Raw genomic sequence first — 25,634 nt, 5'->3', positions numbered from 1 at the left:
CGCCGACGCCTCAGAGCTGCCAGCCCGCGATAGTGCGCCATGTACCGACTGGCGAGCGATCCGTGCCCTCGCCTACCAGTTCACCCTGAACCCGACATTGCCGCCATAGGTCTGCACCCGGTCGCCGAACTTGCCGTCGAAAGTGGCGAACACCGAGGTGTTGGAGCTCCAGTTCAGCTTGACGCCGGCGTTGACGGTGACCGCGTCCTCGGCAGCCGCTGCCCCCTGGACGACGAAGGCATAGCCGGGGGCCGCCTGGAAGGTGGGCTCCACCGAGCGGTCCGGATTGAACTCGTGCAGCCAGGCGGCACGGCCCCAGGCCTGCAGCGTCTTCGTCTCGCCGATGGCAACCGTCGTGTCGAGCTGCAGGCCGAGCGAGACCGGCAGCGAGATGACCGTGCGGCTGTCGAAGTCGAGGCCGAGCGCTCCGTCGCTGGTCGACTTTTCCGAGAAGGCCTGCATTGCCAGTGCCTGGAACTGCAGTCCGGCGAACGGCGTGATGGCGCCGGCGCCGACTGGCTGCCGCCAGCCGGCCTCAAGGCTGGTGCCGAAGCCGGCGCTCATGAAATCGCCGGTCCAGTGTTCCCTGGTGATTGCCGGCACTGGATTGAGCGGATTGGGCGCGCCAGGCACCGAGGTGAAGCGGTCGGTCGTATTGCTGTAGAGATCCATCGCCAGCGAACCGTTGATGTAGAACTGGCCCCATTTGCGTGCGCCATAGGCACCGGCATGGCCGCCGATGATGTTGCCCGAGGTTTCGCGATCCGGCACGGTGAAGGATCCGGCGACGCCGCCGAGCGCAAAGCCCATCAGGACATCGGGATCGCCTTGCGAGTCGAGGCCGACGGCGAAGTTACCGGATTTGTAGCCAAGGGCCGCGCTGCCGACCACGGGATCGCCGGAAGCCACGCCCGAATTGCCGCCCGCCGTTGCCCAGTAATTCCAGCGCTGCGGGTTGGGCGCCTTGGTCAAGGCATCGAACGGATGCGCCTTGCCCGGCGGTTCGGCATAGGCCGCCTCAGGCACTTTCAGCGACTGGCTCATCGGATCCGTCGACAGGCCCATGCGCCAGGCATCGGACTGCCGGTTCATCTGCGCCAGGAAGGTGTTGTTGGCGTCGAACTCCGGCTGCTGGAAGCCGCTGATGCCCTCGCCAGAGATCGTGTCGTAGACGGCGCCAAGCTGGTCGAGCGTCGGAATGTAGAAGATCGCGTTGGCAATCTTGGTGAAGTTCGGCGACGTCAGATCGGTCTGGATCGCGTTGATCGCCTGACCCACCGCGGTCTGGTTTTCGGTCAGGCCGGTGCGGGCGAAATTGATGTCGACATCGAGGACGATATCCTCAGGATTCGGATACTTCAGCGAATACTGCGCCACCGCGCTCGGGATCGTATCGAGCTTCAGTCCATTGTCGGTGACACCGCCCTGCGCCTCCAGGATGATGTAATCCTGATTGCCCGGCTTTGCCGCGCCGGGGTTCATGATGTTGATGCTGACCAGGCCATTGACGTCGGCGGTCCCGCTCACATTGATGCGGTCCGCTTCAGGGTCGAGATCGAGATCGAGCAGATAGACGCCGCCAAGCGACTGCGACCAGTTGCCGGTGACTTCGGTGGTCATCACGCGGTCGAGGCCGCCGGGAGCGGCAAAACCGTCATTGTTGAACTGGCCAGGCAGGTCGAGATAGACCGTGTCGCCCATCAGGTAGACCGCGTTGGTCTTGTTGTTGAAGATGTTGAGACCGGCGCCGAGGTCCATCGATCCGACCGTCAGGTACTTGTTGTCGAACGTTTCATTGCCGACGCCGCCGCGCATGGCGTAGCCGTCGATCAGCGATATCGAACGGACGATGCCGTTGTTGGTCAGCAGATTGTCCTTGCCGTCCTTGTAGCCGATGCCGGCACCCGCACCCGACCCGCCGGTGATCGTCACGCCGCTGGCGATGGTGACGTTGATGTCGCCATTGTCGGCAATGTCGCCGGTGCCGCCGGCACTCTGCTCCATCAGCGCGAAGGAATTCTTGCCGGTGACCGCGAGGTCGGCCGTCTGCGTGAAGGTGATGGCACCGCCGGTGCCACCGCCGCCGGCGCTGCCCATGAAGCCTTGCGGGGCCATGGCCATAATCATGCTGCTTGCGGCCGGCGCCTGGTCGAGGCCGAGATAGTTGCCGGAAAAGCCGCCGACGCCACCACCGCCGCCGATGCTCTGGCCGAACACGCCGACCGAATTGTCGCCGGTGATCAGCATGGCGACGTTGCTGTTGATGGTGACCACACCGCCATTGCCACTGCCGCCGGCGACGGCCTGGACGATGCCGTCGGTGCCTGCGGTTACGACGCCGCCACCACCACCGACGGACTGCGCGAAGATGCCGACCGAGCCATTGCCGGTGAGCCTGATCTGCCCCGTATTGGTGACGGTGACGTCGCCGCCCTTGCCGGTCGCGCCGGTATCGCCGCCGATGAACACCGGCACGCCGATCGCCGCGGCAATCGCTGTGCCGCCCGAGCCGCCGCCACCGCCGACCGATTGCGCGAAGATCGCAACGGAATTGTCGCCGTCGAGCTGCATGGCGCCATTGTTGATGACGGTGACAATGCCACCGTCGCCGCCAGCAGCACCCTTGCCGCCGAGCGCGATGGCAAGGCCGGGCGGACCGCCCGATACGGAATAGGACGCGCCGCCGGCACCGCCGCCGCCACCCACCGACTGCGCCATGATGCCGGTCGAGCCAAAGCCCTTTGTGTGGATGATGCCGTCGCTGAAATTGGTGACATTGACGTTGCCGCCCTTGCCATTGGCGCCGCCGTCGCCGCCGATGCCGAAGGTGAAGGCGCCGGGCGCGGGGCTCGCCGCCACGCTCATGGCGCCCGTGCCGCCGCCGCCGCCGATCGATTCAGCGAAGATCGCCACCGACGAGGCCGACACTGTCGTGATGTCGCCATGGTTGTTGACGGTGACGATGCCGCCATCGCCCGAACTGCCGCCGCCACCGCCGACGCCGATCGCGACCGGCACGATGCTGACGCCGAAGGCGCCACCGCCCGAGCCGCCACCGGCACCGACCGACTGTGCGAAGATGCCGTGTGCGCCAACGCCTTCGACCGTAATCGTGCCATTGGCATTGTTGTTGACGGTGACCGCGCCGCCAGAACCGGTGCTGCCGGCGGTGGTGCCATTACCGACATCGCCACCCTTGCCGCCGACGGCGATGAAGCCGATCGCGCGGCCGCCCGAACCGCCGCCGCCGCCGATCGACTGTGCGTTGATGCCGTCCGCGCCGGCGCCATAGGTGTGCAGGCTGTTGTTGTTGGTGACATTGACGATGCCGCCGATGCCGGACGAGCCGCCGGCGCCACCGATCGAGATAAGGGCCGGGATCGAGCCGGTGATGCCGCCATTCTTGCCGCCGCCCGAACCACCGCCGCCACCCACCGACTGCGCCTGGATCGCGTAGGAATCGATGCCATGCGTCTCGATCATCGCGTCGTTGATGACATCCACCTGGCCGCCGGAACCGCTGGCGCCACCTGAGCCGCCGACCGCGATCGCGCTGATGCCGAGCGAGCCGCCGGCGCCACCGCCGCCACCAATCGTTTGCGCGAAAATGCCAACCGAATCATCGGCATGGGTGAGGATGCCGCCATAATTGTTGACCGTGACATGACCGCCGGTGCCGCCCGCCTTGCCCGAGCCGCCGAGCGACAGCAGGCCGCCAGCGCCACCGCCCGTGCCACCACCGCCACCTACCGACTGCGCGAAGATGCCAGCCGAATAGCCCTGCTCCGGGTCAGCGCTCGGCGCGCCCTCTGCCGGCGGCGTCGGCGACGTGCCGAATGTCTGGATGATGGCCACACCGGCCTGGCTGAGGTCGGTCTTGCCGTTGGTGACGGTGACCGAGCCGCCATTGCCGGCGGCCTTGCCCTGGCCGCCGATGCCGACAGTGCCGAGCGCGCCGGCTTCGCCGTCGCCGCCATCGCCGCCGCCGCCGCCGATCGACTGGGCGTGGATGCCGTCCGACTTGGTGCCGTGGGTCGTGATCACGCCTTCATTGGCAACGATGACGGTACCGCCATTGCCGCCGCCGGCGCCATTGCCGCCAATGGCGACCGTGCCGGACCTGGTCAGGCTGCTGGTGCCGAGCGGCTTCAGGAGCAGCGTCGGATCGACCGGCACGTAAGGTATCGCCAGCAGGCCGCCCGTGCCCACATAGGCGTCGCCGCCAATGCCGCCGCCGCCGCCGATCGACTGCGCGACGATGCCGGACGACTTGTCGCCATGCGTGGTGATGAAATCATAGTTGCCGACATCGACGGTCTGGGCGTCATTGCCGGTTCCGCCGGCGCCACCGACCGTCGCCTGGAGGTTCCAGTTCGGCTTGCCACCGGCCGGTTCACAGACTTTCGGAAGGGTGCATTTCGCGCCAAGCTGCAACGAGATCGAATTGGCGCGACCGCCTGTGCCACCGCCGCCGCCGATCGATTGCGCCAAGATGCCGAAGGCGCCCATGCCGTTGGTTTCGATGCCGCCATACTGCCTGATGGTGACGTTCCCGCCCGTGTTGCCGTTGCCGGCCGAGCCACCAACGGCGACGCTGACATTGACCTGCGTGCCCGCATTGTTGCCGTTGAGGCCGAGCACGCCGGTGATAGCGTTGCCGCCGGAGCCGCCGCCGCCGCCGACCGATTGCGCGAAGATGCCGTAGGCGCCGTCACCATTGGTCACGGTCTGGCCGGCCGCGAGCAAGGCGGTCTGCAACAGGCCGTGATTGGTCACGAAGACGTCGCCGGCAAAGCCGGCGTCTCCGCCGAAGCCGCCGACGGTCACGCCGGCATTGAAATTGGTTCCGGTGCCGAGCGAGCCGATGACGGCCGAGACGGCCATGCCGCCATTGCCGCCGCCGCCGCCGATCGACTGCGCTTGGATGGCGTGCGATTCGACGCCGTAGGTCGAAATCGCACCGGTGTTGTCGATCGTCACCTTGCCGCTGTTGGTGCCGGCGCCGCCGAAGCCGCCGACGCTGGCCGACAGGGTCTTGGCATCGGTGCCGGCAATCACGCCGGAGATCGCCATGCCGCCATTGCCGCCGCTGCCGCCGACCGATTGTGCGAACAGGCCGACGGACTGATCGCCGGTGGTGATGGTCGAGCCGTGGCGCGTCAGCAGCACTTCGCCGCCGGTGCCACCGCCGCCGCCCTCGCCGCCGACCGCGGCGGTGATCTGGTTGCCGCCCTCACCGAGGTTGAGCGCTGCCGCCACGCTAAGCCCGCCGGTGCCGCCGCCACCGCCGACCGATTGCGCCAGCACGCCGAAAGCCTTGGCGCCGCCGGTCTGGATGATGCCGGTGGAATCGACCGTGACCTTCTCGGCGTCGCCACCCGAACCAGCACCCCCACCAAGCGATACCGAGACCGCGCCGTTCTTGCTCGGGTTCTTGCCGAGCGAACCTTTGATTGTCGCGGCAAAGGAGAACCCGCCATTGCCGCCACCGCCGCCGACGGACTGCGCCAGGATGCCGTTCGCGCCATTGCCTTCGGTCAGGATGTTGTCCACCGAGGTGACGTTCACGGTCTTGCCATCCCCGGAACCCGCGCCGGAGCCGCCGACAGAGACGGCGATCGCGGCCTTGGCATTCTGGCCGGTGACCGAAACGGCACCTGAGAAGCCGCCATCGCCGCCGCCGCCGCCGACCGACTGCGCGAAGATGCCATTCGAATCCCCGCCAACGGTGTGAATGGTCGCGTTGTTGTTGGCGAGCGTGGTGCCGACATTGCTGTTGACGATGACGCGGCCGCCATCCTGGCCGGCACCACCATTGCCGCCAACGCTGACGCTGGCGCCGCCGGCGCCATCGACCACCATCTCTCCGGAAATGGCGAAGCCGCCGGTACCGCCGCCGCCGCCGATCGACTGGGCAAGGATACCGTTCGCCTTGTCGCCGGTCGTGTTGATCGTGCCGATGTTGTTGACCGTGACCAGCTGCGAGGTACCGCCCTTGGCGCCGGCACCGCCGACAGAAACCGCAGCGGCCGCTTTCTGGCCGGCGCCGGCGATGGTGACCGCGGCTCCGCCATTGCCGCCGCCGCCGCCGACCGATTGCGCCAATATGCCGTTCGAACCGTTCTTGAGGGTGACGATGTTGCCAGTCGAGGTCACGGTGACCGTGTCGGCATTGCCGCCGCCCTTGCCGGAACCGCCGACACCAACGCCGATCGCGCCGGCCCCCGTGGTGATCGCCAGCGCGCCGGAGAACCCGCCATTGCCGCCGCCGCCGCCGATCGACTGCGCCAGTATGCCGTCGGCCTTCAAACCTTCGGTCCTCAGGTCGCCGGTCGAGGTGACGGTCACCGCTTTGCCGTCGCCGCCATTGTCGCCGGAACCACCGACACCGACGGCCAGACTGCCCGTGCCCTGGCCGGTCAAAGTGCCGGCCACGGCGCCACCGCCATTGCCGCCACCGCCGCCGACAGATTGCGCGAAGATCGCATGCGAGCCGTCGCCATCGGTTTCGATGTTGCCGTGGCTGGTGACGGTGACGACCGCGGCGTCGCCGCCGCTCGAGCCAGAGCCGCCAACCGCGACACTCGCCGCCATATCCTTGCTGCCGGCCAGTGCGATGGCAAAGCCGCCATTGCCGCCACCGCCGCCAATCGACTGCGCCATGATGCCGAAGGAATCTTTGCCTCCGGTCAGGATGTTGTTGTAGCTGGTGACGGTGACCGTATCGGCGGTCGAGCCGGATCCGGCGCCGCCGCCGATGCTGACGCCCAGCCCGCCGCCGCCGAGCCCGACGCCAAGGCTGCCGGCGAAGCCGCCCGAACCACCACCGCCGCCGACCGACTGCGCGAAGATGCCGGAGGAATTGTCGCCCTGGGTCCAGATCGAAACCGTGTTCGACGACGGCGCCTGCAGCACCGGCTGGCCATTGGAGTCGACGAGGCTATAGCTGTTGACGATCACCTTTCCGGCGGTCGAGCCGGTGGCGCCCGTGCCGCCGACGCCGACGCCGATGCCGGCATTGCCTGTTGTGGCCGAGCCGGCGACCGCGAAGCCGCCATTGCCACCGCCGCCGCCAATCGACTGCGCCAGTATGCCGTTGGAGAATTTGCCTGTCGTCGTGATCGTGCCGGTGCTCGTCACCGTCACGTCCTTGCCGACGCCGCCGACGCCGCCTTTGCCGCCGATCGCGACCGACGCCGTCGCCGCATCGGGATCGCCGAGCGCACCGGTGACGGCAACGCTGAAGCCGCCATTGCCGCCGCCGCCGCCGATCGACTGCGCGATGATGCCGGACGAATTGTCGAAATTGGTCGAGATGTTGCCGGTCGAGGTGACCTTGACGATGTCGGCGCTGCCGCCACCGGCGCCGCTGCCGCCAAACGCCACGCCGACGGCGATCGACTTGCCGCCGCCGAGCGTGCCGGCGAAGCCGCCATTGCCGCCGCCGCCGCCGACCGATTGCGCCAGTATGCCGGCAGCGCCCGTGCCGCGAACACCACCTGATATGAAGCCGGCGCCCGTCGAGATGTTGCCCGTCGAGATGACTGTGACATCGAGGCCGTTGCCCGCCGCGCCACCCTTGCCGCCCAGCGCCACGCCGATACCGGCATCCTTGGCCAGCGCCAGCGAAACGGTCGAGCCGCCATTGCCGCCGCCGCCGCCGACCGACTGCGCCAATATGCCGATTGCCTGATCACCATAGGTGGTGATGTCGCCGGTCGAGGTGACGCGGACCGTCTCCGCGCTGCCGCCGCCCGCACCATTGCCGCCAAGTCCGACCGCGGCGCTGACGCCCTGCAAAGTGATGGCGCCGGCGCCGGCAAAGCCGCCATTGCCGCCACCGCCACCGACCGACTGCGCCATGATGCCGATCGACTGGTCGCCATGGGTTTGGATGTTGCCGGTCGAGGTCACCGTCACCTCGCCGGCACTCTGCCCGCTGCCGCCACTGCCGCCGACGGCCACCGAAGCGCCCAGTGCCCCGGTTGTGAACGTGCCGGCGACGCTGAAGCCGCCATTGCCGCCACCGCCGCCGATCGACTGCGCCAGGATGCCGTCGGACTGTTTGCCGTAAGTGGCGATGTTGCCGTAGCTGGTGACGAAAACGTCCTTGCCGACGCCACCGGTGGCACCGCTGCCGCCGACCGAGACCGCTGCCGCGCCGCCGGCGCCTTCATAGGAGCCGGAGACGCTGAGCGTCACGGCAAAGCCGCCATTGCCGCCGCCGCCGCCGATCGACTGCGCCAGGATGCCGGTCGAGTTGTCGTCTATCGTCAGAATGTTGTTCTGCGTGACGGTGTTGCCGACCTTCTTGCCATTGTTGACGGTCGCCGTTCCGGCATCGCCGCCGCCCCCGCCGGTGCCGCCGAGGCTGACACCGACGCCGACAAGCCCACCCGCCGCGAGGCTGCCGGAGAAGCCGCCATTGCCGCCACCGCCGCCGATGCTTTCGGCCTGGATGCCGACCGCATTCTTGCCTTCGGTGACAAGGTTCCAGGTGCCGGCATAGGCGGTAGCGACTGTATGGCCGGCGCCGTCGGCATTGACGGTGACGTTGCCCGCATTGCTGCCGTCGGCGCCCGCACCGCCAAGGCCGACGCTCGCCGCGCCGCCGCCAAGGGCGGCCGAGACGGTGAAGCCGCCATTGCCGCCGCCGCCGCCGACCGACTGCGCCAGGACGCCGGCCGACTTGTTGCCTTTTGTGTGGATCGAACCGGAACTGCCGACAATGACGTCGGCACCATAACCACCGCCGGCACCCTTGCCGCCAATATTGACGGCAATACCGACCGCGCCGCCGATGGCACCGCCGATCGAATAGCCGCCATTGCCGCCGCCACCGCCGACCGATTGGGCAACGATGCCGCCGGCATTGTTGCCGGCCGTCGAAATGTCGCTGAGGCTCGATACGGTGACGAGTTTCGATGCACCGCCGGCGCCGCCATCGCCGCCAATACCGATCGCCGCCGCGAATGTCCCGGTGGCGTTGACCGCCACCGCGATCGCGGCGCCGCCATTGCCGCCGGTGCCACCGATCGATTGCGCGAAGATGCCGCGCGATCCCTGGCCATAGGTGGTCAGCGAGCCGGCGGTCTCCACCGTCACGATGTTGCCGTCGCTGGCATTGCCGGCAGCCCCGCCCATGGCGAGCGCAAGCACGCCGACCGCGCCCGAAACCGAAAATCCGCCATTGCCGCCGCCGCCGCCGATCGATTGCGCGAAAACGGCATCCGACTGGTCGCCATGGGTGATGATCGAATAGGCGGTATCGTTGGCGTCGCGCAGCACCTCCACCGCGCCGGACATGCCACCACTCCCGCCGGCGCCGCCAATCGCCACGCTGAAGCCGATGCCGCCGGAGAAAGCACCACCGCCATTGCCGCCGCCGCCGCCAACCGATTGCGCGAAAATACCGGCGGAATTGACCGAGCCGGCACCATTCTTTCCGGTCTCGATATCGCCGGCATTGATCACCGTCACCCGCGCGCCGTTGCCGCCGGCGCCGCCCTTGCCGCCGGCCGAGAACAGGCCGCCGGAGGTGCCGCCATTGCCGCCGCCGCCGCCGACCGACTGTGCGAAGATGCCGGCGGACTGCTTGCCGTCGGTGCTGATCGAACCGGCGGCGGTGTTCGTCACTTCGACGATGCCGCCATTGGTGGTCGAGGCGCCGTCGCCGCCAAGCGACACGAGACCGCCGGAATTGCCGCCATTGCCGCCACCGCCGCCAATCGACTGCGCCAGGATGCCGTTGGACTCCTGGCCATGGGTGACGATCGCGCCGGAATTGGTGACGCCGACGGTCACGACATTGGCCGGGCCGCCATTGCCGCCGAGACTGCCGCTGCCGCCCGAAGCGAACAGGCCGAAGTTCGAACCGCCGTCGCCGCCGCCGCCGCCGATGGTTTGGGCCAGGATGCCCTGCGAATTGTTGCCCCAGGTGGTGATGTTGGCATTGTTGGTGACCTGGACGATGCCGCCATTGCCACCATTGCCACCACCGCCGCCCGAGGACGAAAACAGGCCGAAACCACCGGCACTGCCGCCACCGCCGCCGCCGATCGACTGCGCGGCTATGCCGTGCGAATAGATGCCATAGGTGGTGATTGTCGTGCCGACGCCGGTGAAGACATTGGCGTTGCCACCGGCACCGGCCGGACTGCCGCCGCCCGGATTGAAGACCAGGCCGCCGCCGCCACCGCCATTGCCGCCATGGCCGCCCTGGCTGATGGCCGCGATGCCCGCAGAATAGTTACCCAGCGTTTCGACACTTCCGCTGTTGAAATTGACGGTGGCGTTGCCACCGCTGCCACCCAGCCCGCCATCGCCGGCATCGCCCGAAATGCCCTTGGCATCGCCACCGTCGCCGCCATCGCCGCCGACGCTGCTCGCGACGATGCCCGCATTGGGGCAAGCCGTCGGCAACACGCAATTGTTGCTTGTCCTGATGGCGCCGTCGACGTTGACCGTAATCACACCGCCGTCGGCGCCATTGGCGCCGTCACCGCCATCGGAGAAGACGTAGCCGTTGCTGCCATTGCCGCCGCGGCTGCCATTCGAGGCGCCGAGAACACCGATGGTGCCTGTCGCGATCACCGCGCCGCTGTTGGGCGTATTGGTGTTGGCGGTGGGCTGATTGTAGTTGACCACAAGTGTCGGGCCGGAATTGCCCGAAGGCCCGCCGGCGGCCTTGACCGGCGGCGCGACGCAGCTTGTTCCGGCAGGGGCGCCATTGGCGACCGCGCAGCTCTCGGCTACGGCGGGATTGCCGTTCTGGGCGGGTTTTTCCGGGGTGATGACGCAGTCGGCCGCATTGCCGGTGCTGCAGGTATAGTGTTGGACTTCCGTCGCCGCCGACGGGCTCGCGCCCGAACCGGTCAGCGATATGCGGCTGGGGTCGATCGTCAGCGTGTTGACGTTGAGCGTCGTGACGCCAGGCGCGGTGTAGCTGATGTCAGACTGTGTTCCGGCTCCCGCGCAGGTCTCGACGCCACCACTCGGCCCCGTGCAAGTCGCTTCGGCAGGACCCGTCGAGCCGACGAACAGTGTCAGCGCCATGAGAATGGCCGCCACCGCCGCAAGCCCTGAAAGGCCAAGAAATCTCTGTTTCAACCAGCCAGAAACAAAGCGAGACTCGGCTGCGCCCCTCCCAACACGAGTCATCATCACCCCCCTGACCCGCGCCGCCCCCGGCGCGAATCTGCCCTTGCTAATGCAACCTAACAGATTGCAATGGCAATAAGCGCTCCTAAGAATAGAGGTGATGTAAATTAGGTGCAGTGTTGCCGTTCAAGCACAGAGCCCCACAGCAATCGGCAGCGTTTACGCGCTATTGGAGAAAATAGCGTATCGCAATAGTGCAATCTTTGCTTCAGGCGGAAAGAACTGGAGCCGGCTCAGCAGCCAGACCGGCCGAAAGCTCTCTTTGTACGGCCAGGAAAAACCTGCGCACTTCATCACTGGCTGTGGCTCTGTCTCTGCCCGACCCAACAACGAGGTCAAGCAATTCGGCTGCTTTAGCCCTCCAGAACGAGGCTGCAGGTTCGCCATGCAGATCGTAGAGCTTGGCTGCAACTTCCCTGACCAGGAATAGCTGACGGTCGATCGGGAATGCACGGACTTTTTCTGGGGACATCTTCCAAACCATGAACTGACGCAACGAATCAACCATTGCTGAACAAGCAATGGCGTAGCCTCCGATGTGGAAACGGAAGCTTAACGCCGCGGTCGATGCGTCGTCATAGGACGAGATGCGCGTGATGATCCGCAAACAAGATCATCATGTTCATTCAAGCAGAGTTGGTTGGGAAGCGGAGTGGTTATGGGGCGAACGGCCCTCAAGCCTGCAACGCCCTCGCCTCGCCGCCACGCTTGCGCGGCGCCATCATGTCGCTGGCCATCAGTCCGGTGACGCGGCAGAACGCCATGAACGCACGGCAGGCATCCTCGGTCTTGACCACGTCAACCGTGGCGCCGAAGCAGGCGTTGAAGGCTTTTTGATACACCGCCCCCTGCCGGCGTGCCGGCCAGTCCTGAAGAAAATCCAGCGCCTGGTCGACGCTGTAAATCTCTTCGACGGGCAAGCCGGAGCCTTGCGCAATGCGCACCGGCACCTCGAATTGCAATCTGTCCATCAGGCATCTCCCGAACCGGCGTCGCCCAAGCAACGCCGTTCGTCGTCAAAAGTTGCTTTGACCGGCTAGTGCCACGCAAATGTGTCGTCACTGCGGAAACGGCGGTTCTTGCTGCAAACGGGCCAAGGAAGTTTGCCGGCACCAGCTAGGCCGGCAGAACTTTCCAAGTTGGCGGCGCGATTACTGGTTGGCCGGGTCGGTCTCCGCGTCGAAGGCCATGCGCACCACTGTCAGCAGAACGTAGGCCGACGGCAAGGCGAACATCGCGCCAAGGACGAGCGCTCCGGTTCCCGACAGATAGAGCGTCTCGGCGATCGCCCAATAGACGGTTCCGATACCGATGAACGCCTGGACGGACAGAAAGGAAGCAGCCGAGGCCGCACGCGTCAGGCTTTTGAATGTCTTGATACGTTGTTGCATTTGCAATCATCCGGAAATGACGCGCCGCACCACTCATGCGCGGCTGAAAAGCCGCCGCACGGGTCGCGACGCGAATAGCTTGAACTGGAGGTGAAGTGCGGTCCTGGACCGCTCAGGCCTGCGTGGGCGGCGGCGCACGCGGCTGGTTGGCGCTCGCGCTCGGAGCGGAGACCGCGCCAGATCCGGCAACAACAACCGCCGGCAACGTCGGGGCGAGCCAAAGGAAAACAGCTTGCGGAGCCGGCAGTGCCGGATGGCCGCCGGCGAACTTGGCCAGCACAGGCCGGGTGGTGCGAACCTCCAGCGCCTGCGCCTTGTTGGTGACGCGCAGCAGCGCCGCCACTTCGCTCGACCGTTCGACGCCAACGCTGGCACCGCCCTGTGCGGGGTCCGCGAAGGTGGGCACGTCGGGCCGGCCGAGGCACAGCATCGCCAGCAGCACCAGGCCCATCAGACATGAGCAGGCTGCGGTCAGCGGCGCTTCAAGCGATCTGGCGCGCTTCAGGGTTGGACGCGATCTCCAAAACATCGTCCCGCCCTAGCCCACGATGGCCGGAAAGGAAAGCAAACCATGTGAAAACCGGCAAGAGACCGCCCTAGCGACACGAATATCCGGGCGGCTCGGGCTGCATCAGGCAGTTCTTCCTTGAACCTTTTGCCTCCAAGTGCCAAATCTGGTGGGATTTTCACGCCAGCACAGCGCCCAGCCTCCTATACGGACAAAATGGTCACCTATCTCGACGCCGCCACGGCCCCCCTCAGAAACACAGGCCAGATCCGCCTCTATGGCGAGGACGGTTTTGCCGGCATGCGCAAGGCATGCGACCTCACCGCGCGTTGCCTGGACGCGCTGGTGCCCATGGTCGCGCCCGGCGTCACCACCGACACCATCGACCGTTTCGTCTTCGAATTCGGCATGGACCACGGCGCGCTGCCGGCAACGCTCAACTACCGCGGCTACACGAAATCGTCCTGCACCTCGATCAACCATGTCGTCTGCCACGGCATTCCCGACAATAAGCCGCTGAAGGATGGCGACATCGTCAACATCGACGTCACCTACATCCTCGACGGCTGGCATGGCGATTCCTCGCGCATGTATCCGGTCGGCACGATCAAGCGCGCCGCAGAGCGGCTGCTCGAAGTCACCCATGAATGCCTGATGCGCGGCATCGCCTCGGTCAGGCCAGGCGCGCGCACCGGCGCCATCGGCGCCGCCATCCAGACCTATGCCGAGGCGGAGCGTTGCTCGGTGGTGCGCGACTTCTGCGGCCACGGCGTCGGCCAGCTCTTCCACGACGCGCCGAACATCCTGCACTATGGCAGCGCCAATGAAGGCGTCGAGATGCGGCCCGGCATGATCTTCACCATCGAGCCGATGATCAATCTCGGCCGGCCGCATGTAAAAGTGCTGTCGGATGGCTGGACGGCGGTGACGCGCGATCGCTCGCTGTCGGCGCAGTACGAACACACGATCGGCGTGACCGACACGGGCTGCGAGATTTTCACGCTCTCGCCCAACAACCTCGACCGGCCCGGCCTGCCGGCTTAGCCCGCATCCGCGCCCACCGGAACCTGCAAGGTCACGAGCTGGGCGCGCCAACCTATGGAATAAGAAGCAGGCTTCCGGTTGTTCGCCCGGCTTCGAGTTCCGTGTGGGCTCCAGCTGCATCGCGGAGTGCAAATTCCCCACCGACGGCCGCCGTGATGTTCAGACGAAAGGCATCGATCAGGGCTGCCGCGGCTTCGGCGTAGAAAGCCTGGTCGCCGGTCGCGGCCATGATGCTCGGGTGAGCGAGAGCGCGGTTGGGCCGCAACTGGTCGAGTGAAACAGGAGGGATCGGCCCGGCCGCCTGGCCGAAGCTCACGGCAGTGCCGAATGGCCGTATGCATTGGATCGTCTTGGCAAGCATGGTGCCACCAATGCCGTCATAGCCGACATCCACGCCGCGACCGCCCGTCAGCTCCATGACCTCTCTGACGAGATCGGCGTCGCGTCCGACGATGAGATGGTCGGCGCCGTGAGCGCGCGCAAGAGCGGCTTTTTCCTCGGAGCCGACCGTGCCGATCACCGCTGCGCCCAGATGTTTCGCCCAACGGACCAGAATAGCCCCAAGACCACCAGCCGCCGCATGGACCAGGATAGCGGTGCCGGGCTTCACGGCATAAACGCGGTTGAGCAGCATGTAGGCCGTCATGCCTTTCAGCGTCGATGCCGCCGCTGTATGCGATCCGACCCCTGCCGGTAGTCTGATCGCCCGCTCCGCCGGCAAAAGGCGCGTGGAACTGTAGGCGCCTACCGGGGCTCCGGCATAGGCGACACGGTCGCCCGGGACAAGCAACGCGACTTCCGGGCCGACGGCCTCGACGATCCCCGCTCCCTCGGCCCCCAGCACATGGGGATAGGAAGGCAGCGGGTAGATGCCCTTGCGATGGTAGATATCGAGAAAATTGACGCCGATCGCCTCATGACGGATCCGTATCTCCTTCGGACCGGGAGATTGCGGCGCGCGCTCCGACACCTGCAACTGGTCGATGCCTCCCGTGGCGGTCAGCGTAACGGCGATATCCATCCTCATTCTCCAATCTGGTGCTTCATGGATGAATGGCAGATGGCAAGCTGATTGAAAATTCCCTATAATTTGCCAGTCCATGGGAAAAAACGATCAGATGCCGGATTGGGAAGACTTGCGCCATTTCCACGCCCTTTCCCGCCTGGGCACGCTCTCGGCGGCTGCCCGGGCCCTTGGTGTGGAGCATGCGACGGTGGCCAGACGCGTGGCGCATCTGGAGGAGAGGATCGGCGCCAAGCTCGTCGACCGCCGCGGGCGGCGCCTTTCGCTTACCGCCAAGGGCCAGCAGATCGCCAGCATCGCGACACGCATGAGCGAAGATGCGCTGATGATCGAGCGTGCGGCGCTGAATAGCGAAAACCGGCATACCGGCACCGTCCGGGTCAGCGCCCCGCCTGCCCTGGCGACCGCGCTGCTGGCGGAGCGCTTCGTTGGCCTCCGGCAAAGGCATCCCGGCATCAATATCGTGGTCATCGGCGAGACGCGCTACGCCTCGCTTGGACGGCGGGAGGCGGACATTGCCGTGCGCATGGCGCGGCCGGAACAGGGCGACCTGACCGTCACCAAGATCGGCGAGATAGGTTTTAGCCTCTGCGCCGATCCCGCCTATCTGGCCGCGACGCGCGAAAAGGACTGGTCCTTCATAGGGTATGAGGAAACCATGGCCTCGTCGCCACAGGAAAGGCTGCTTGCGCAAATTGCCGGAAGCCGTCCGGTCGCCATCCGCGCCTCGGGACTGGAATTCCAACTGGCCGCCGTCAAGGCCGGCGGCGGCGTTGCGCTGCTGCCCGATTTCATGGCGGCGGATCTGAATTTGACCAGGCTGCCTTTGCCGGGCGAGCCGCTGACGCGCGAGCTCTGGCTGGTCGTGCACACGGATATCAAGGATGTGCCGCTGATCCGCGCGGTGATGGACGGGCTTGGCGGCAAGGTTGGATGAGCGAGCTTGCCTGCCTGCGCAATGGTTCACCCGGTCACGCAATGCGAAAGCAGCTTCGGCGTGGTTGGCAGTTGCGGCTTTCAAACTGTCGCCAAAAAAGCTCGACCGTCCCAACCTGCCGGCCTAGTATTTCGCCGGGTCGGGCGGCAGCTTTGTCCGCGTGATTGGGTGGGGGCATATGGAAAGCACGGACGAAGACGAGCGGAGTTTCTTCTCCGAGGTACCGGTTCGGCCCGCGGCGAAGGCGAGGCCCGCTCCAGCCGAAAAACCTGGATATCTCGGCCATCGCGACCGCTTGCGCGAGCGCTTTGCCTCGGCAGGCCCTGATGCCCTGCCCGATTATGAGCTTCTGGAGCTCTTGCTCTTCCGGCTGATCCCGCGCACCGACACCAAGCCGGCCGCCAAGGCGCTGCTGGCGCGCTTCGGCACGCTGGCCGAAGTGCTCGGCGCGCCCATCAACCTGCTGCAGGAGGTCAAGGGCATCGGCCCGGCGGTGGTGCTCGACCTGAAAATCGTGGCGGCGACAGCGCAGCGCATGGCGCATGGCGAAGTGCATGGCCGCGAGGTCCTGTCGTCGTGGACGCAGCTTCTCGCCTATTGCCGCTCGGCCATGGCCTTCGAGGCGCGCGAACAGTTCCGCATCCTGTTCCTCGACAAGAAGAACGCGCTGATCGCCGACGAGGTGCAGCAGACCGGCACCGTCGACCACACGCCCGTCTATCCCAGGGAAGTGGTCAAGCGGGCGCTCGAACTGTCGGCCACCGCGATCATCCTGGTCCATAATCATCCCTCGGGCGATCCGACGCCGTCGCGCGCGGACATCGAGATGACGAAAGAGATCATCGAGGCGGGCAAACGGCTGGGCATCGCCGTGCATGACCACATCATCATCGGGCGCAAGGGATACGCCAGCATGAAGGGCCTGCTGCTGATCTAGGGCGACGACCAATAAGGTGGCCCGCTCGTCTTCGCCGACAGGGAAGCAAGAGCGTTTCTCGCATGGCGCATACCGACCAGGTTTTGCTCATCGACTCCTGCATTCCAGCGCGTTTCCGACCAACCGCTCGACGACATTGGCGGTACTAGGACTATGGTCTGGCCGGCATGGGACTTCAGTAGCACAGCGACCTCACGGCGTTTATTTTCATGAAATATCAAATAGTTATGCCACCTACCATCATCGAGATCGCGCATTGCGATCGCATTTGTCTAAAGTTTACTCAGTACGATTAGCGGATTCTCATATTAGCTGATCTAGCGCGGTTGGGCGGAGGCGGCGATTCCCCGAGGAGACACCATGACAAACCGAAAAACTCTGTTCGCGGCGCTTGCCGCATTGGCGCTTCTGGCGTCCCCGGCGCTCGCTGGAGCCGGCGGCAACGGGCACGGCAATGGCGGTGGCAACGGTGGCGGCAACGGCGGTGGTAACAGCAACGGCAACGGCGGCGGTAATGGCAATGCTGGCGGCAATGGCAATGGCAACAGCGGCGCCTCGCATGGCAAGTCGGCATCGGCTCCAGGCCATGTTGGCAAGGTGGACGCGGACACAACGACCTCCACCACGGTCGACACAACCACTCAGGTCGCATCCGTGCCCAAGGAGAAAAACATCCATGCCAAGCTCGGCCGGCTGAACTCCCTGCAGCGCAACATCAACGCCTATATGAATTCCAAGAGCAAGAAGTTCGCCGGCATCCAGGCCTTTGTGACACAGTCGGCGAAAGCCAAGGTTGCTCAGGCCGCGGCTGAAACGGCAGCCGCCACGGCGGCGGCGGCCCAGGCGCAACTGGATACGCTGAATGCGCAGCTGACCGCGCTGCAGGCGGATCCGACCGCTACGCCTGAACAGATCCAGGCGGTAAAAGACCAGATCACGGCTCAGCAGGCTGTTGTCGACGCCGACAACGCGGCGGCCGACGAGGCAGAGGCGGCAGCTGCTACGGCGACCGTTGGCACCGACCAGGCATCGCTCGATGCAGCGCTGACGGACATGGCCAACAAGCCCGTCGATGACGACGTCACGGCCTGGGCCCAGGGTGTCCTTGCCGACAAGATCGACCAGATGGCCACCAAGATCGAAGCGCAGACGACGCCTTAAGGCGTCGAGCAAACCTGCAGTATCCTGATTACCCAAGACCATGCCGTCGGGTCCGCCCGGCGGCATGGTTGTTTCTGGCCGTAGCAGAAAAACGCCCGACGGCCATTCCGCGGCGGCAGCTACTCGCTGAGCTGCTGGAAGGCGCTGCGGATGGGCGTTCGATCAGGCGCCGCGGATCGAACGAAATACGGAAATTTGAAAATCGTTCAATCATGGAAAGAGCAATCCAGTCATCCCAGCCTGATTGGATCAATCTTCCAATGAACAAGTGCGATCTCTCGTTTTTTGGAAAACAGTTTCGTTGAGGCGCCGCACTTCCACTGTTACCGTTTGAAACGCTTCAATCGGAACCAGGCAATTGCAACGCAAGCGCCCTACCATAGCGGATGTCGCACGAACCGCCGGTGTCTCCATCGGCACGGTGTCGAACTTCATCAATGGCACCGCCGGCCTCAGGGAAGATACTCGGGACCGCATCGAGAAGGCGGTCGCCGCGCTGATGTATCGGCCGAGTTCTTTCGCCCGCTCCCTGCCCGGCCGCGCGCCCCGCAGGCCGAAAAATCTCGATCACCTGCCCAGGCTTCTGGTCGCCGGTCGCGTCAGCGTCGACTTCCTGTGCCGTGTCGACGTGCTGCCGCATCGCGATGATCGGATTACCGCCAGCCATATCGAAAAGGCGCTGGGCGGCCCGGCCGCCAATCTCGCGGTTGCCGCGGCCGGCGTAGGGGCCCCCTACGCGCTTGACGTGGAACTGGCGACAGCGGTCGGCAGGGACGCCGAGAGCGACTGGGCTTTGGGCGAACTCGCCAAACTGGGTGTGCACGCCCTCCCCATCCGCAGCACGCCCAACAACCGGCTTTCCCAAGCGATCGTCATCATCGAGCGCAACGGCAGCCGCACCATCATCAGCGAACCGTTCGAGCTTGGCGAGGTCGACCTGACCGCCAATCTGGACATCCAGCCCGAGCAGCGCCCGGCCTGCCTGCATATCGAAGGCTTTCACTATGAGACGATGACCGCCTCCATCGCGCGCTTTCATCAGGCCGGCTGGAAGGTCAGTCTGCATTCGGCCGGCCTGCCCAAAAGCGCGCGCACGCCGGAGGCTTTTACGCAGATGGTCAGGCAGATCGACCTGACCTTCATCAACGATGTGATGATGCGTGAGATTTTCGGTTTTCGCACCGGGATGGCGAGCATGATCGAAGAGGTGCGGCTGATGCTGTCACGCATCAAGCCACGCGGAACCGTCGTGCTCACCCTTGGCGAGTTTGGCGCGGTGGTCTTCCCGGCTGGTGGCGGCCCACAGATCGAGGTGCCGGCACTGCCGGTCAACCGGGTCGATGCCACCGGCGCTGGCGACAGCTTCGCCGGCATCTTCCTGAGCCTGTGGCTGCATGGCGCCTCGCTGGACGCCGCCGCCCGCTATGCCGCGATCGGCGCAAGCCTGACGACCACGGTCGAAGGCGCGCAGGGCTACATCGCGGATTTTGCGACCCTGAAGGCGACCGCTTTAGCGAGCGACACTGTTATGACAAGTTAAATCAAAGGCTTATCGATTTCTGGACATCCGCCCACCGGGCGAAATCAGGAGAAAATGATCATGGCGAAAGCAAAAGTCCTTCTGGTCGGCGAGAGCTGGATGAGTTCGGCGACCCATTACAAGGGCTTCGATCAGTTCGGCAGCGTCACCTTTCATCTGGGTGCGACACCACTCGTTGCCGCCCTGAAGGACAGCGAGTTCGAGCTTGAATACATGCCGGCTCATGAGGCTGTCGAAAAGCTGCCTTTCACCATGGAGGGCCTGTCGCAATACAAGGCGATCATCCTCTCCGACATCGGCGCGAACTCGCTGCTGCTCCATCCCGATGTCTGGCTGCACGGCAAGACGGTCCCCAACCGGCTCAAGCTTCTGCGCGACTGGACGCTGGCCGGCGGCGGCCTAATCATGATCGGTGGCTACTTCTCCTTCCAGGGCATCGACGGCAAGGCGCGCTGGCACCGCACGGCTGTCGAGGATGCGCTGCCGGTGACCTGCCTGCCCAACGATGACCGGCTTGAGATCCCCGAGGGCTTTCGGCCTGAGATCATCGGGCCCAGGGATCACCCGCTGTTTGCCGGCATCGACGGTGAATGGCCCATTCTTCTCGGCGCCAACGAAGTCGTTGCCCGCGACCGGGTCGATGTCGAAGTCCTGGCACGGCTGCCGCAGGACCAGGGCGGCCACCCGCTGCTGGTCACCGGACGCCATGGCAAAGGGCGCACCCTGGTCTGGACGTCGGATATCGGCCCGCACTGGCTGCCGAACAGTTTCGTCGAGTGGCCCGGCTATGCGCGCCTTTGGACCAACGTGCTGCGCTGGGTGAGCAAAACCGTTTAGCCGCTCAGCCCGATCAGCAACCGCTGGGGAACCACCATGACAGAACCTTTTCTTGTCGCCAAGAACATCGCCAAGCGCTTCGGCGCGCTGACGGCGCTTTCAAATGTCGACCTGGAAATCCGTTCCGGCGAGGTGCTGGCGCTGCTCGGCGACAATGGCGCGGGCAAATCGACCTTCATCAAGATCCTGGCGGGCGCTCATCCGCCGAGCGAGGGAGAACTCGTCATCGAAGGCAAGTCGGTCGCGTTCTCTTCGCCCAAGGATGCAGCCTCGTCGGGGATCGCGACGATCTTCCAGGAACTGGCGCTTTCGGAAAACCTCTCGATTGCCGAAAACGTCTTTTTGGGCCGGGAATTGAAACGCTCCATTTTTGGTGTTCCGTTCCTGAAGCGCCAGGAAATGCGCCAGCGCGTCGACGGCCTGCTGAAAGAACTCGACGCCCATATTTCCGATCCGGAAGCGCCTGTCGGCAGCCTGTCGGGCGGCCAGCGCCAGGCCGTCGCCATCTGTCGGGCGCTCAATCTGAACGCCAAACTGGTCATCATGGACGAGCCGACGGCGGCGCTTGCCGTCGCCGAGACCCGCAAGGTGCTGGCGCTGACGCGGCGGCTTGCCGCGCGCGGCTGTGCCGTCGTCCTCATCAGCCACAACATTTCCGAAGTCTTCGAGGTTGCCGACCGCATCGTCGTGTTCCGGCGCGGCCGCAAGGTGGCCGAACGGCTGGCGGCCGAAACCAATCACGAGGAAGTCGTTTCGCTCATAACAGGCGCTCATCCCGACGTGCGGGCGCTCGAAAAAACAAACTGAAACGCACGTCATTTCCAGAGAGGATCAAACCAAAATGCTTTCACAGCTCAAGAAAGTGCTCGCCGCCTCCGCGCTCTCCCTCATTGTTGCAACGGCAGCCCATGCCGCCGACAAGCACAAGGTCGCCTTTGTCCCGCAGCTGATCGGCATCCCCTATTTCAACGCCATGGAAGCCGGCGGCAATCGAGCCGCCAAGGACCTTGGTGTCGATTTCATCTATTCCGGTCCGGTCGACACCAATCCGGTCGACCAGTTGCAGATCGTCCAGAACCTGATCGATCAGGGCGTCGAGGCGGTCTCGGTCAGCGTGCTCGATGCCTCCAGCATCGCCCCGGTGGTTGAGGCAGCCAAGGCAAAGGGCATCAAACTGTTTACCAGCGACAGCGATGCGCCCGACAGCGGCCGCGCGGTCTATGTGGCGCAAGCAACCGACGAGGGCCTTGGCACCACGATCATCGACGAACTCGTCAAGCGCGTCGGCGAGGACGCAACGATCGGCATTGTCTCCGGCGAGGCGACGGCGTCCAATCTCAACGCCTGGATCGGCTTCATGCAGAAGCAAACCAGCGCCAAATATCCGAAGCTGAAGCTGCTTGCTCCGCAATTTGCCGGCGGCACGGCGGAGCGCGCCGCGCAGATCTCAGGCGATCTCATGGCCGCCAATCCCGATATCAAGGCCATCATCGCCGTTGCATCCTCGACCTGCCCGGGTGTCGCCCAGGCGATCGAGACCGCCGGCAAGATCGGCTCCGTCATCGGTGCAGGCTACTGCAGCCCGAACACGGCGCGCTCCTACCTGAAGAGCGGCGCCTTCGGCTTTACCGTGCTGTGGGATCCCGAGCAGCTCGGCTATCTCACGGTCTGGGCCGGCAAGCAGCTGATCGACGGCAAGACCTTTGAGGCCGAGAACAAGATCGCCGGCCTCGACAAGCCCGTCACCTATGACGCCGCCAAGGGCATCTTGCTGCTCGGGCCGCCGGCTGTCTTCACCAAGGACAATGTCGACAAGTTCAACTTCTGAGCCTGACATGAGCGCGGTGCGGCAGTCTGCAAACGGTGTGTTCTCCATGAACGGACGAGAGTGGTCTCTGCTTGTCGCCTGTTTGCTGGCGATCGTCATCTTTTCTGTCGCATCGCCCCACTACGCCACCTCGGGCAATGCGGCGACGGTGCTGCGCAACAGCGTCGAGCTGCTGCTGACCGGCCTTGGCATGACCTTGCTTCTGGCCATGGGCGGCATCGACGTGTCGATCGGCATCGTCATGGGGCTCGCGGCCATCGCCATCGGCCGCGTGCTTGGTGCCGATGGCAATCCGGCGCTGGCTCTCCTTGTCGGCCCGTTGGTCGGGGCCTTGTTGGGATGCGTGACGGCAACCGTCGTCGTCCTCGGCCGCGTTCCGGCCATCGTCGGAACGCTCGGCCTGCTCGGCGTCTACCGCACCGCCGTCTTCGTCCTGCTCGGCGGGCAATGGCTTTCCGGCCTGCCCTCGAGCCTCACCAATGTTCTTGCAACGACCGTACTCGGTGTCCCCGTGCCTGCCTTGGTGATCGCCATTGCCTATCTCATCATCTGGCTGGCGTTGCGGCGAACGCCATACGGGCTGCATTTGCTGGCGATCGGCAATTCGGAGGAAAAGGCGCGCCTGTCGGGCATCCCGGTCATCAAGACCCGCTTCATGACCTTCCTGATCAGCGGCTTCCTGACCGGCATTGCCGCCACTTTCTATGTGGCCACCTACCGCAATGTCGAAATGACGATCGGCAGCACGCTGGCGCTCGATGCCATTGCCGCGGTCATTCTCGGCGGCACCAGCATATTGGGCGGCAAATGCAGCCTGATCGGCACCGTGCTCGGCGTGCTGCTTCTCAGAATCCTCCAGAACGGGCTGCTGCTGATCGGCGTCCCCTCGCTCTGGCAGCCTGTCGTAACCGGCGTTCTCATCATCGGCGTGCTTGGTTTCGAGGCCGTCTCCAACCGGCTGCCGCTTGGCCTGATACAGCGGGCCCGCGCATGAAGACGCTCCGCACCCTGCAGGGCCCAGCCCTCACCTTGGCCTTGCTCTGTGGGCTCTGGCTGATCGTGATTGTCGGCCTGCTGGCGCTCAGGCCTTCGGTTTTCAATCTCGGCACCGTCACCACTGTTCTTCAGTTTTCGACGATCCTGGCCCTGGTCGGCCTCGGCCAGGCGCTGGTCATCCTGGCCGGCGGCGCCGGCATCGACCTTTCGGTCGGCGGCGCGGTCTCGCTCTCGGCCATCCTTGCCATGCTTTGCGTCAAGCTGGGCTTGCCGCCTGTTCTGCTGCCGGCCATCTGCATCCTGGCCGGGGCGCTGCTCGGTGCGTTGAACGGATGGCTGGTCAACGGGCTCGCCCTTCTCCCCTTCATCGCGACGCTGGGCACATTCTTCGTCTATTCCGGCGCAGCACTTGCCGTCACCGGCGGCGCCGCGCAGGCCGGCGTGCCCGCATGGCTGCTTGTGTGGGGGCGTGGCGTCGTCATGGGCATCCCCATGCCGTTTCTCACGCTTGCCATCCCGTGCTTCGTATTGGCCGGCCTGGTGCTGATCTCGACGGCCTGGGGGCGCTGGATCTACGCCATGGGCTTCAATGAACGCTCGGCCAAACTGGTCGGCATTCCGGTCGATCGCGTGCGCTTCATTCTCTATTGCTTGAGCGGCGCGCTCGCCGGCGCGGCCGGTCTGGTTTCGCTGGCCTGGCTCGGCAGCGGCAGGCCCAACATCGGCCAGAACCTCGAACTCGAATCGCTGACCGCCGCCATGTTGGGGGGCATCGTCATCACCGGCGGGCGCGGTGGCGTCGGCGGCGTGTTCGCGGCCGTCCTGCTGCTGGTCACGCTGAAGACCGGCCTTCTGCAATTGAACATCAACACGGTTTGGCAGGTGGGGATTGTCGGCGCCCTTCTGGTTTTCGTCCTTCTCGCCGACCGACTGTCCCAACGTTGGAGATCATGATGCAGTCCAAAGAAGAGATCATCGCCGCACGCGTCGAGGCAGCCGCCGACCGCATCGTCGCAACGCTGAGCGATCTCGTCGCCTTCCCTTCCATCGTGAAATCCAATCCCAAGGAGGCCGGGCCGGGTGAGCGTGACTGCCAGCTCTATCTACAAAAACGCATCGAAGCGCTCGGCTTCACGACCGATCTCTGGGATCCAGACGGGCCGGCGCTCTACGAAAAATACAAGGGCCGCGCCGGCGCCAACAAGGGCCGGACTTTTGACGGCCGGCCTAATCTCGGCGGCCTCCTGAAGGGGACGGGCGGCGGGCGTTCCATCATGCTCACTGGACACATCGACGTCGTCCCGCCGGGCGCCGCCAGCCATTGGACGACCGACCCGTTCCAGCCCGTCCTCAAGGACGGATTTCTGCACGGCCGCGGCACGGTCGACATGAAAGGTGGCGTCGCCTGCATGCTGATGGCCGTCGAGATCTTGAAAGAGCTCGATATCCCTCTGTCCGGCGACATCGTCTTCACGACTGTTGTCGATGAGGAAATCGGCGGCATGGGCTCGCTCGCCATGGTCGATCGCGGCTTTCACGCCGACGCCGGCATCATGACCGAACCGACGGCGAACAAGATCGCACCGCTTTGCCACGGCATATTGTGGGGCAGGATCATCATCGACGGCATAGGCGGCCATGCCGAACTCACGCCGAATGCCTGGTATTCGAGCGGCCCGGTCGATGCCATCCAGCTTTGCCGGCAAATCCTCGACGGCATCGACATCCTTAACCGGCGCTGGATGTTCGATCCCCGAAAAAACCATCCGCTGATGGACCTGCCCAACCAGATCATCGTCACCCAGATCAATGCCGGCGAACACCCCTCCTCCATGGCAGGACGCGGCGAGATCATCATCGACGCGCAATACCTGCCGAGCGAGCATGACGAGTTCAGGCTGGGCGGCAACGTCAAACGCGAGATCGAAGAGCATATCGCCAATGTCTGCCAGGCGGACCCCTATCTGCGAAAGCACCCGGCCCGCATCGAGTGGATCCTCGACGCCGATTGCGCCGAGATCCCGTCGGACAATCCGTTCGTCGGCGTCTTTCAGCAGGCGGTCGAGGAAGCCAAGCTGTCACCGGTTCTCAGCGGTTTCGGCGCGCACAGCGACATCGGCCTGCCGACCGGTCTTGGCAACACGCCGACCGTCAATTTCGGCCCCGGCGACCCGGCGCAAGCGCATCAGCCGAACGAACGCGTCTCGGTGCGCGATCTCGTCGATTGCACAAAGGCGATTGCGATCGCCGTCGAGAAATGGTGCCGCTAGC

At 65.1% G+C, this 25,634-nt stretch carries 18 protein-coding genes; 12 read left to right on the top strand and 6 right to left on the bottom strand.

Annotated elements, in window-relative coordinates; translation table 11 throughout:
• Positions 1-72: 72 nt before the first annotated feature.
• From CKW40_RS11140 to CKW40_RS11120, 5 genes are all read right to left on the bottom strand, one after another.
• A complete protein-coding gene (locus CKW40_RS11140; protein WP_143748275.1) occupies positions 73-11,055 on the bottom strand; it encodes an autotransporter outer membrane beta-barrel domain-containing protein in 10,983 nt (3,660 codons plus the stop codon).
• A 313-nt stretch (positions 11,056-11,368) separates the two neighbouring features.
• Positions 11,369-11,767, bottom strand: a complete 399-nt coding sequence (locus CKW40_RS11135; RefSeq protein WP_244571157.1) for a DUF6074 family protein — start codon at positions 11,765-11,767, stop codon at positions 11,369-11,371.
• A gap of 67 nt (positions 11,768-11,834) precedes the next feature.
• Positions 11,835-12,131, bottom strand: coding sequence for a DUF982 domain-containing protein (locus tag CKW40_RS11130; protein WP_095199953.1), 297 nt, complete (start codon positions 12,129-12,131; stop codon positions 11,835-11,837).
• Between the two features lie 180 nt (positions 12,132-12,311).
• Positions 12,312-12,551, bottom strand: a complete 240-nt coding sequence (locus CKW40_RS11125; protein ID WP_095199952.1) for a hypothetical protein — start codon at positions 12,549-12,551, stop codon at positions 12,312-12,314.
• A 112-nt stretch (positions 12,552-12,663) separates the two neighbouring features.
• Positions 12,664-13,080 carry a hypothetical protein gene (locus CKW40_RS11120; protein ID WP_143748274.1) on the bottom strand — a complete coding sequence of 139 codons (417 nt, stop codon included), beginning with the start codon at positions 13,078-13,080 and terminating at the stop codon, positions 12,664-12,666.
• A gap of 195 nt (positions 13,081-13,275) precedes the next feature.
• Between CKW40_RS11120 and map the strand changes: the two genes are divergently transcribed.
• A complete protein-coding gene (gene map / locus CKW40_RS11115) occupies positions 13,276-14,103 on the top strand; it encodes a type I methionyl aminopeptidase (RefSeq protein ID WP_095199950.1) in 828 nt (275 codons plus the stop codon).
• Positions 14,104-14,155: 52 nt separating this feature from the next.
• Here the strand turns inward: map and CKW40_RS11110 are convergent, their stop codons facing one another.
• Entirely contained in the window at positions 14,156-15,124 is a 969-nt protein-coding gene (locus tag CKW40_RS11110; RefSeq protein WP_095199949.1) for a quinone oxidoreductase family protein, read from the bottom strand.
• Positions 15,125-15,221: 97 nt separating this feature from the next.
• On the opposite strand from CKW40_RS11110, the gene CKW40_RS11105 reads away from it, so the two are divergent.
• The 11 genes from CKW40_RS11105 (at position 15,222) to CKW40_RS11060 (ending at position 25,633) form a co-directional block, all read left to right on the top strand.
• Complete coding sequence (locus CKW40_RS11105; protein ID WP_095200286.1) at positions 15,222-16,064, top strand: LysR family transcriptional regulator; 843 nt, start codon at positions 15,222-15,224, stop codon at positions 16,062-16,064.
• A gap of 178 nt (positions 16,065-16,242) precedes the next feature.
• Positions 16,243-17,001 carry a RadC family protein gene (gene radC / locus CKW40_RS11100; RefSeq protein ID WP_095199948.1) on the top strand — a complete coding sequence of 253 codons (759 nt, stop codon included), beginning with the start codon at positions 16,243-16,245 and terminating at the stop codon, positions 16,999-17,001.
• Between the two features lie 360 nt (positions 17,002-17,361).
• Complete coding sequence (locus tag CKW40_RS11095; RefSeq protein WP_095199947.1) at positions 17,362-18,162, top strand: hypothetical protein; 801 nt, start codon at positions 17,362-17,364, stop codon at positions 18,160-18,162.
• A 68-nt stretch (positions 18,163-18,230) separates the two neighbouring features.
• Complete coding sequence (locus tag CKW40_RS42860) at positions 18,231-18,467, top strand: hypothetical protein (protein WP_143748273.1); 237 nt, start codon at positions 18,231-18,233, stop codon at positions 18,465-18,467.
• 53 nt (positions 18,468-18,520) lie between these two features.
• Positions 18,521-19,702, top strand: a complete 1,182-nt coding sequence (locus CKW40_RS11090) for a carbohydrate kinase family protein (RefSeq protein ID WP_095199946.1) — start codon at positions 18,521-18,523, stop codon at positions 19,700-19,702.
• 60 nt (positions 19,703-19,762) lie between these two features.
• On the top strand, positions 19,763-20,539 hold the full coding sequence (locus CKW40_RS11085; RefSeq protein ID WP_095200285.1) for a glutamine amidotransferase: 777 nt from the start codon (positions 19,763-19,765) through the stop codon (positions 20,537-20,539).
• A 36-nt stretch (positions 20,540-20,575) separates the two neighbouring features.
• The gene (locus CKW40_RS11080) at positions 20,576-21,346 is read left to right on the top strand and encodes an ATP-binding cassette domain-containing protein (RefSeq protein ID WP_095199945.1); all 771 of its coding nucleotides are present in this window, start codon (positions 20,576-20,578) and stop codon (positions 21,344-21,346) included.
• Between the two features lie 34 nt (positions 21,347-21,380).
• The gene (locus CKW40_RS11075) at positions 21,381-22,367 is read left to right on the top strand and encodes an autoinducer 2 ABC transporter substrate-binding protein (protein ID WP_095199944.1); all 987 of its coding nucleotides are present in this window, start codon (positions 21,381-21,383) and stop codon (positions 22,365-22,367) included.
• A gap of 7 nt (positions 22,368-22,374) precedes the next feature.
• Positions 22,375-23,361: an ABC transporter permease gene (locus CKW40_RS11070; RefSeq protein WP_095199943.1), complete on the top strand. Its 987-nt coding sequence runs from the start codon at positions 22,375-22,377 to the stop codon at positions 23,359-23,361.
• Positions 23,358-24,317, top strand: coding sequence for an ABC transporter permease (locus CKW40_RS11065; RefSeq protein WP_095199942.1), 960 nt, complete (start codon positions 23,358-23,360; stop codon positions 24,315-24,317). Before CKW40_RS11070 ends, CKW40_RS11065 begins: the two co-directional genes overlap by 4 nt.
• On the top strand, positions 24,317-25,633 hold the full coding sequence (locus CKW40_RS11060) for a M20 family metallopeptidase (RefSeq protein ID WP_095200284.1): 1,317 nt from the start codon (positions 24,317-24,319) through the stop codon (positions 25,631-25,633). Before CKW40_RS11065 ends, CKW40_RS11060 begins: the two co-directional genes overlap by 1 nt.
• The last annotated feature ends 1 nt before the right edge of the window (position 25,634 follow it).

Origin of the sequence: Mesorhizobium carmichaelinearum (assembly GCF_900199455.1) — a bacterium.
Lineage (GTDB): Bacteria > Pseudomonadota > Alphaproteobacteria > Rhizobiales > Rhizobiaceae > Mesorhizobium > Mesorhizobium carmichaelinearum.
The sequence above is the reverse complement of the archived record's forward strand: the minus strand, read 5'-3'. Positions and strand labels throughout refer to the sequence as shown.

What these genes read in the sequence shown, in the direction of transcription:
- CKW40_RS11140 (WP_143748275.1), bottom strand. Translation starts at nt 11,055, where the DNA reads ATGGCGCTGACACTGTTCGTCGGCTCGACGGGTCCTGCCGAAGCGACT.
- CKW40_RS11130 (WP_095199953.1), bottom strand. Translation starts at nt 12,131, where the DNA reads ATGGACAGATTGCAATTCGAGGTGCCGGTGCGCATTGCGCAAGGCTCC.
- CKW40_RS11125 (WP_095199952.1), bottom strand. Translation starts at nt 12,551, where the DNA reads ATGCAACAACGTATCAAGACATTCAAAAGCCTGACGCGTGCGGCCTCG.
- CKW40_RS11120 (WP_143748274.1), bottom strand. Translation starts at nt 13,080, where the DNA reads ATGTTTTGGAGATCGCGTCCAACCCTGAAGCGCGCCAGATCGCTTGAA.
- map (WP_095199950.1), top strand. Translation starts at nt 13,276, where the DNA reads ATGGTCACCTATCTCGACGCCGCCACGGCCCCCCTCAGAAACACAGGC.
- CKW40_RS11110 (WP_095199949.1), bottom strand. Translation starts at nt 15,124, where the DNA reads ATGGATATCGCCGTTACGCTGACCGCCACGGGAGGCATCGACCAGTTG.
- CKW40_RS11105 (WP_095200286.1), top strand. Translation starts at nt 15,222, where the DNA reads ATGCCGGATTGGGAAGACTTGCGCCATTTCCACGCCCTTTCCCGCCTG.
- radC (WP_095199948.1), top strand. Translation starts at nt 16,243, where the DNA reads ATGGAAAGCACGGACGAAGACGAGCGGAGTTTCTTCTCCGAGGTACCG.
- CKW40_RS11095 (WP_095199947.1), top strand. Translation starts at nt 17,362, where the DNA reads ATGACAAACCGAAAAACTCTGTTCGCGGCGCTTGCCGCATTGGCGCTT.
- CKW40_RS11085 (WP_095200285.1), top strand. Translation starts at nt 19,763, where the DNA reads ATGGCGAAAGCAAAAGTCCTTCTGGTCGGCGAGAGCTGGATGAGTTCG.
- CKW40_RS11080 (WP_095199945.1), top strand. Translation starts at nt 20,576, where the DNA reads ATGACAGAACCTTTTCTTGTCGCCAAGAACATCGCCAAGCGCTTCGGC.
- CKW40_RS11075 (WP_095199944.1), top strand. Translation starts at nt 21,381, where the DNA reads ATGCTTTCACAGCTCAAGAAAGTGCTCGCCGCCTCCGCGCTCTCCCTC.
- CKW40_RS11070 (WP_095199943.1), top strand. Translation starts at nt 22,375, where the DNA reads ATGAGCGCGGTGCGGCAGTCTGCAAACGGTGTGTTCTCCATGAACGGA.
- CKW40_RS11065 (WP_095199942.1), top strand. Translation starts at nt 23,358, where the DNA reads ATGAAGACGCTCCGCACCCTGCAGGGCCCAGCCCTCACCTTGGCCTTG.
- CKW40_RS11060 (WP_095200284.1), top strand. Translation starts at nt 24,317, where the DNA reads ATGCAGTCCAAAGAAGAGATCATCGCCGCACGCGTCGAGGCAGCCGCC.